At 67.2% G+C, this 6,270-nt stretch carries 10 protein-coding genes; 4 read left to right on the top strand and 6 right to left on the bottom strand.

All coding sequences use genetic code 11. The features are described 5' to 3' along the window. Nucleotides 1-150: 150 nt before the first annotated feature. On the bottom strand, nt 151-585 hold the full coding sequence (locus tag ONA70_RS17640) for a low affinity iron permease family protein (RefSeq protein WP_265007532.1): 435 nt from the start codon (nt 583-585) through the stop codon (nt 151-153). Between the two features lie 289 nt (nt 586-874). Between ONA70_RS17640 and ONA70_RS17635 the strand changes: the two genes are divergently transcribed. Next, a complete protein-coding gene (locus ONA70_RS17635; protein ID WP_265007531.1) occupies nt 875-1,291 on the top strand; it encodes a hypothetical protein in 417 nt (138 codons plus the stop codon). Between the two features lie 10 nt (nt 1,292-1,301). On the opposite strand, the gene ONA70_RS17630 is transcribed toward ONA70_RS17635, so the two are convergent. Next, nucleotides 1,302-2,612 (bottom strand): IS701 family transposase, encoded by a 1,311-nt coding sequence (locus ONA70_RS17630; RefSeq protein WP_454557358.1) that lies wholly within the window; start codon nt 2,610-2,612, stop codon nt 1,302-1,304. A 133-nt stretch (nt 2,613-2,745) separates the two neighbouring features. Here ONA70_RS17630 and ONA70_RS17625 point away from each other — a divergent pair, with 133 nt between their 5' ends. Further along, entirely contained in the window at nt 2,746-3,582 is an 837-nt protein-coding gene (locus tag ONA70_RS17625) for an alpha/beta fold hydrolase (RefSeq protein WP_265007530.1), read from the top strand. A gap of 73 nt (nt 3,583-3,655) precedes the next feature. Here the strand turns inward: ONA70_RS17625 and ONA70_RS36965 are convergent, their stop codons facing one another. Both ONA70_RS36965 and ONA70_RS17620 read right to left on the bottom strand, forming a co-directional pair. After that, the gene (locus ONA70_RS36965; protein WP_406601206.1) at nt 3,656-3,745 is read right to left on the bottom strand and encodes a zinc ribbon domain-containing protein; all 90 of its coding nucleotides are present in this window, start codon (nt 3,743-3,745) and stop codon (nt 3,656-3,658) included. Next, entirely contained in the window at nt 3,711-4,064 is a 354-nt protein-coding gene (locus ONA70_RS17620) for an IS200/IS605 family accessory protein TnpB-related protein (protein ID WP_265007533.1), read from the bottom strand. Before ONA70_RS17620 ends, ONA70_RS36965 begins: the two co-directional genes overlap by 35 nt. Here ONA70_RS17620 and ONA70_RS17615 point away from each other — a divergent pair. Continuing rightward, on the top strand, nt 4,038-4,448 hold the full coding sequence (locus ONA70_RS17615) for a hypothetical protein (protein WP_265007535.1): 411 nt from the start codon (nt 4,038-4,040) through the stop codon (nt 4,446-4,448). The two genes, ONA70_RS17620 and ONA70_RS17615, sit on opposite strands and share 27 nt — an antisense overlap. A 118-nt stretch (nt 4,449-4,566) precedes the next feature. Here ONA70_RS17615 and ONA70_RS17610 read toward each other — a convergent pair whose 3' ends face one another. Then, a complete protein-coding gene (locus tag ONA70_RS17610) occupies nt 4,567-4,734 on the bottom strand; it encodes a hypothetical protein (RefSeq protein ID WP_265007529.1) in 168 nt (55 codons plus the stop codon). 75 nt (nt 4,735-4,809) lie between these two features. Next, on the bottom strand, nt 4,810-5,379 hold the full coding sequence (locus tag ONA70_RS17605) for a dienelactone hydrolase family protein (protein ID WP_265007528.1): 570 nt from the start codon (nt 5,377-5,379) through the stop codon (nt 4,810-4,812). A 65-nt stretch (nt 5,380-5,444) separates the two neighbouring features. On the opposite strand from ONA70_RS17605, the gene ONA70_RS17600 reads away from it, so the two are divergent. Continuing rightward, complete coding sequence (locus ONA70_RS17600) at nt 5,445-6,008, top strand: ArsR/SmtB family transcription factor (protein WP_265007527.1); 564 nt, start codon at nt 5,445-5,447, stop codon at nt 6,006-6,008. Nucleotides 6,009-6,270: the final 262 nt, after the last annotated feature.

Genomic DNA, 6,270 nt, shown 5'->3' with positions numbered 1-6,270 from the left:
CGTCCGGGCGCCGGTCGCGCAGACGACTGTGATGCTGCGTAGCGCCCGCTCCGCGGCATGAGCGGATGCCAAGATCATGAATCCCACGTGGTCATGGCTGTTCGGGCACAAGACCGGCGGGACGCGCATGTAGCCGTTCGGCCGACGGGTTCAGGAGCTCTCGCGATCCTCCAGCCCGACCGCGTCGCGTAGCTCGGTTACCGCGTCGTGAAGTCCCCGGCGATCGTGGATGTCGGCGGTATGGGTCATCAGTACCGCGACCGCCTCGGCCAGGGCGTTGAGCTTGTCCTGGGTCGACTGGTCGTTGCGGGTCTGGGTGTTCTGCAGGAGTGCCACCAGCAGGAAGGTGACGATGGTGGTCGCGGTGTTGATGATGAGCTGCCAGGTGTCGATGTTCTGGATCACCAGGACCGACGGCGCCCAGATCATCACCAGCAGCAGGCAGGCGGCGAAGAACCAGGCCCGTGAGACGAAGTGCGCAGCATGGGTGGCGAATTTGTCGAAGAACGACAGCTGGGGCGTGACATCGCTGGGCATGTGGGGTGCCGGCCGCTGATTGGGCGCGACAGGTTGGCTGGTACTCATATGCCTGCTGGTACCCGAGCATGGGCCGCCGCGAAACGGCGCCTGTGAGTAGTCGGGAGTTGCGTGGTGAAGCAGATTTCGTCACCTGCGCCGTCGGCGGTGGTTTTGTTCGTCACTCACGGGCGGCAGACCCGAGATCATCAAGACGGCGATCCGGGGCGAGTTCATTGATTTACCCGGCAAGGACCTGTCTGCACTGACTGCCGCGGGGGGCAGTGATACGGCACAGGGGTTGACAACCTTGGTTGTCGGGCGGACTCTGAAGTGTGAGGCCATCGAGGAGGGCGTCATGCGGGATCTGACACCTGATGAGCGGCAGGAAATGCGGTGGCAGTTGAGGACGATCGCCATCGGTTGGGCACAGCGGCTTGAGGAGCCCGAACTGGATGCCAGGCGTAGGGCGGACCCCGAGCCGAGCCACCCGGAGCGGATGCGGACTCATCTCGCGCGCATGACAGTTGGCGAGCAGATGCGGAGCCTGCTCGCCGACCTCGTTTCGGCAAGCGCCGAGGAAGCGGTGCAGTACGGTGCCGGCTACCCCGAGCTTGGTGCGGCGGTGGGCGCCAGCCGGCAGGCGGCGCGTAAGCGGTGGGCCAACCTGCCTGTCGCGAAGAGGCGTGCTGCCGAGTGGAAGCAACCGCCAGGGGGTATGGGCTGGGCCGCCGAGGTAACTCTCAAGTACCCGGGCCCGGGAGGAGGAGCCTAGTACTCCAACGTCACTTGATCTTTCGGCCGGCTTGGTGGCTGAGTCTGCGCTGGCAGTGGGACCGACGGGCTCGGGCTTGGGATGTTCGTCGCCAGGTTGACCAGTGCAGGGTGTGCGCTGGTGGGAGTGGTTGGGTGAGGACGAAGGCGTTGAGGAGTCGGCGGATCTCGGCGACGGTCAACGCGATGGTCTCTGGGTCGGCGTCGGGCTGTTGAGCGGCGAGGATGGTCAGCACGGCCAGGGCGAGCATGGCCAGGGTGATGAACCGGTGCCAGCCGGTCCAGCCGCGGACCTGGTAGTGGTCCAGGCCGACCTGGCCCTTGCCGGTCTGGAACAGCTCCTCGATGCTCCAGCGGGAGCCGGCCACTCGCACGAGGGTGTGCAGCGGCACCGGGCGAGGTGACCAGCACAGGTAGAAGGCCAGCGCGCCGGTGGTCCGGTTGCGGCGGATGAGCAGCCACCGATGCTCATTCGGCCGGGTGGCGGTGGTGATCCAGGCCCACAGGTAGTCGCGGGGGCCTTTCGCGCCCGGCCCGCAACTGTGCAGCTGCCACTCGCGGGTGGGGATCCGGTCGGCGAGGTCGTCGACGCGTACGAGGGTGCGGCCGTCGTTGACCGCCACGCGTCGGTCGCAGCCGACCGCCAGGACGTAGCCGATCCCGCGGTGTTCCAGGTCGTCGCGTAGGCCGGGGTCGGCGCCGTAAACCTCGTCACCCGTCACCCAACCGACTGGGACACCTGCGTTCAACGCGGCGGCGATCATCTGCCGGGCCAGGGCCGGTTTCGTGGCGAACCCGACCTGATCGGGGACGCCAGCGGCGGCGAGACGGTCGGGGCGGTCGCACCAGGACGTCTCGGGTAGGTAGAGCCGACGGTCGATCATCGCCCGGCCCGCGGGTGACACGTAGGCCAGGAACACTCCGACCTGGCTGTTCTCCACACGACCGGCGGCGCCCGTGTACTGCCGCTGAACCCCGACCGAGCACACGCCCTTCTTGAGGAAACCGGTCTCGTCAATGACCAGCACGGCGTCGGGATGGCCGAGCTGCTCGATCAGCCAATCACGCAGGTCATCGCGGACGGCGTCGGCGTCCCACACCGCCGTACGTAGCAGCCGCTGCATCGCCTGCGGATCAGCGTGACCAGCCCGTTCCGCGAGGGACCAGCAGGTCTTGCGTTCCACGCCCGACAGCAGCCCTTCCACGAACTGCCCAGCGGTCCGACGCGGCTCCGCCCGAACGAACCGGCCAGCGACACGCGTCGCCGCCTCGTCCAGGATGACCCGCCACCCGGCGGGGTCTAGGCTGAGGCACACGGCCACTGCACGATCTTCGGTTGTCCTCACAAACCATCGATGATCAACGCGGTCGCCGTCCTCATGCCCACGCCACGCCCAACGCCGGAGCCAAGTGACGTTGGAGTACTAACCCGTGACAAGGCCGGAAGGAGAAGGCATGGCCAAGGTGACGTCTCGCGATGGGACGACCATCGCGTTTGACCGGGCGGGTGAGGGGCCGGCCCTCATCCTGTTGGACGGGGCGATGTGTTACCGGGCGTTTGGGCCGATGCCGCCGCTTGCGCAAGTCCTGGCGTCGGACTTCACGGTGTATACATATGACCGCCGGGGGCGGGGTGAGAGCGGCGACAGCCCGCCGTATGCGGTCGCCCGCGAAGTCGAGGATCTCGAGGCGCTGATTGAGGCGGCCGGTGGTTCGGCCTATGTGTACGGCATCTCTTCCGGTGCGGCCCTCGCCATGGAAGCGGCGGCGAGCGGCCTGACGATCAAGAAGCTGGCACTGTATGAGCCGCCCTACACCGCCGAGGGCGGAGACACCGAGGGTGTGAAGGAGAGCAACAGGAAGCTCAACGAACTGCTCGCGGCCGGTCGCTGTGGTGATGCGGTCGAGTTCTTCATGTCGGGCGTTGGCATGCCCACCGAAACGATCGCCGGGATGCGGCAGTCGCCCATGTGGTCGGTGTTCGAGGGCGTCGCGCACACGATCGCTTATGACTTCGCGGTACTCGGTGACGGCACCGTGCCACGCGAGCGGGCCGCGCTCGTCGCCGTGCCCGCGCTCGTCGCCGAAGGTGGTGCGAGCCCGGACTTTTTGCGCCGCCCGGCCAGGGCGCTCGCTGACGCGATCCCAACCGCGAAGTACCAGACCTTGGAGGGCCAAACGCACGAGGTGGCGCCGGACACCATCGCTGCTGCGCTGAAGGAGTTCTTCCTGTCGCACGCGGTGACATCCTCCCGGCCCGGAAGGGGCCGGGATTCCCACGGTCGCCCGTGAGGTTCCCTGTTTCATCGCCGACTGCCTTGCCGGGAGGTTTCCCTTGGGGTCTTACATCAGCTCCGCAGGCGTTTTACCTCTCCGCCAGCCCGGCGGCGAGAATGTTCTTAGCAGCGTTGATGTCCCGGTCATGCTCGACCCCGCAACCCGGGCAGGTCCAGATGCGGACGTTGAGGGCGAGGGGTGGTGGTGATCCGCCGGCACGTCGAGCAGGTCTTGGACGACGGGTACCAGCGGTCGACGGGGATCACCTCACGCCCGTACCACTGGGCTTTGTACTCCAACACGCTGCGGAACTGGGACCAGGCCGCGTCGGAGATGACGCGGGCCAGGCGGCGATTGCGGAGCATGTTCCGCACGCTGAGGTCTTCGGTCACGACCGTTTGAGCCTCACGGACGATTGCCGTCGACCTTTTCGATGTTCGGCGATTCGGCTCCTGCCGAGAAAATGCCGGATGACCAAGACTGAAGCGATGTCTCACGATATCGGGGGTGCGCCACGCGCCCAGGTAGCAATCACCGCTCTGCTCATTGTCGCCGGCGTGCTCATCCTCTTCGTCCCCGCCGGTGACGAGGGCCCAGTCCTCGTGCCGATCAGCGAAGGTCACGGACTATCCGCCGTAGACGGGGTCGGCGCGGCACTGCTGGCGTTCGGCGGCACCTGGCTGGAAGTGCTCGTGGTATGGCGCCTGCCGTACCTCGCCCTGCCTCCACGGGCCTTGTTCGGACTCGGCCTGCTGGCCGGCCTCGGCGTGGGGCTCCTGATCGCCTCGGTCTTTTCGGGATTCTTCTGGTGGTGGGCTGTCGGCGCCACCGCACTTGGCATTGCCGTCCTCGTCCTCGTGCCCCTCACGGCGCGCCGTTGAGGTCGCTGACCGAACCTACGCTTCTGCCGCGAAGACCTCGTTACGTTCGGTGACAGTTCTCCGGGCTGACTCGCCTCCGGACGTGCCGATGAGCGGTCATCCGGATTGTCAGAGTCGGCTAATTTGTGTGGCCTGCTGTCCGCCGCCCGGTGGCATACCGCAGACAATGGGCGAGCGATTCGATCGCGTCGAGGTCACGCAGCGCGAATCGCAGGTGTTCCCAACTCTCTTCGCGCGTCGCGAACGGCACGCTCATCAGGCGCAGACGACGAAGCACGAGGCGCATGCCCCGATCCCTCGGGACGGACGCCTCACCCTGCCCTTGACAGGACCTCACTCCACGTCAGTTGGGCCGCGATGGTCAGACGGAGGCGAGGAACGTCCGCACCCGCTCCATGAGTAGCGCGGACGCCTCCGGGTCGTATGCGTCGAGCGAGGAGTCGGCGAAGAGGTGCTGGTCGCCGGGATAGACGAACAGCTCGGCGGCCGCCACGGAGCCGGCGAGCTCGCGTGCGGCCGGCAGGTCCTCGTCGAAGAACTCGTCGCCCTCCTTGCCGTGGATCTGCACCGGCACGCCCTCGGGCCACGTCTCTCCGAATTCCGCGACCGGGAGGCAGGAGTCCATGAGGAGTGCCCCGCGGGCTCCGGGCCGGGTCTGCGCGAGCCGCTGGGCGATCGTCACGCCGAAGGAGAATCCGGCGTAGACGAGCCCGGGGCCGAGTTCGTCGGCCGCGGCGGCGCCGCGCTCCCGGATCGCGTCGAGCCCCAACTCTCGAGCGAATCCGAACCCCTCCTCGATGCTGCCGAACGTGCGGCCGTCGAACAGGTCCGGCGTGTGCACGGTGTGCCCGGCCTGTCGCAGGCTGTCGGCGAAGCTCCGGACCCCGTCGGTCAGGCCTTGGATGTGGTGGTAGAGCAGCACGTCGGTCACGGCGTTGAACTCCTCGCGAACGATCGGGATTTCTGGAACGTTCCGCGATGCTAGTCTGTTCTGCCATGGCCGACAACCCACCGGACTACGAGCTAGCCGATCGGATGGCGCTGACCAGACCGGACCAGTTGAAGGCCATCGGCCACCCGCTCCGGACGGTGATCCTGCAGCTCCTCCACGAGCGGGCCGCGACCGTGACCGAGTTAGCGGCCGCGGTCGAGCGCCCCAAGAGCACGGTCGCGCACCACGTGGACGTGCTTACTCGGAACGGCCTGCTCCAGGTGGTGCGCACGCGGAAGGTGCGGGCGATCGAGGAGCGCTTCTACGGGCGCACCGCGCGCATGTTCCACGTGGCAGCGGAGGCGTCACCCGCCGGGGAGGAGATGCCGGGTGACTTCAACGACTTCGAGGTGGCTGCACGCGAGTCCGCGAAGGCGTTCGAGCAGGGAAAGCTCTGGGGCTTCATCCGGCATGCGCGCATCTCGCAGGATCAGGCCTCTCAGTTCTGGGACCAGATGGCTCAACTGGTTGATGCGTTCGACCGGATGCCGCGGTCCGGCGAAACCACGTACGGGTTCGCGATCGGCATCTACCCCACCGACCACCCGACCCTGCCGACAGCGCAGTGAACACCCACTCGAGAATCGCGGACGGCCTGATCGTGCACCTAGTCATGCTGACCGGTGCCCTCATCACTGACGATCGACGGGCCGGCAGACCAAGTCGGGCCCACCCACCGTGTCCAGCTCGACGTCCTCGGCTGGCCGACGTCGGGTACGACCTCCCCGTGCCGGTAGCCGATGATTCCTAGGAGCGGAGTCCCGCATTCGGCGCACGCCAGATGAGAGCCACACCAGCCTGCGGTGGGCAGCCGCGATGAGAGCGACCCCA

The sequence above is a fragment of the Micromonospora yasonensis genome, from assembly GCF_026013475.1.
GTDB classification, from domain to species: domain Bacteria; phylum Actinomycetota; class Actinomycetes; order Mycobacteriales; family Micromonosporaceae; genus Micromonospora; species Micromonospora yasonensis.
This window is presented reverse-complemented; position numbering and strand designations above follow the sequence as displayed.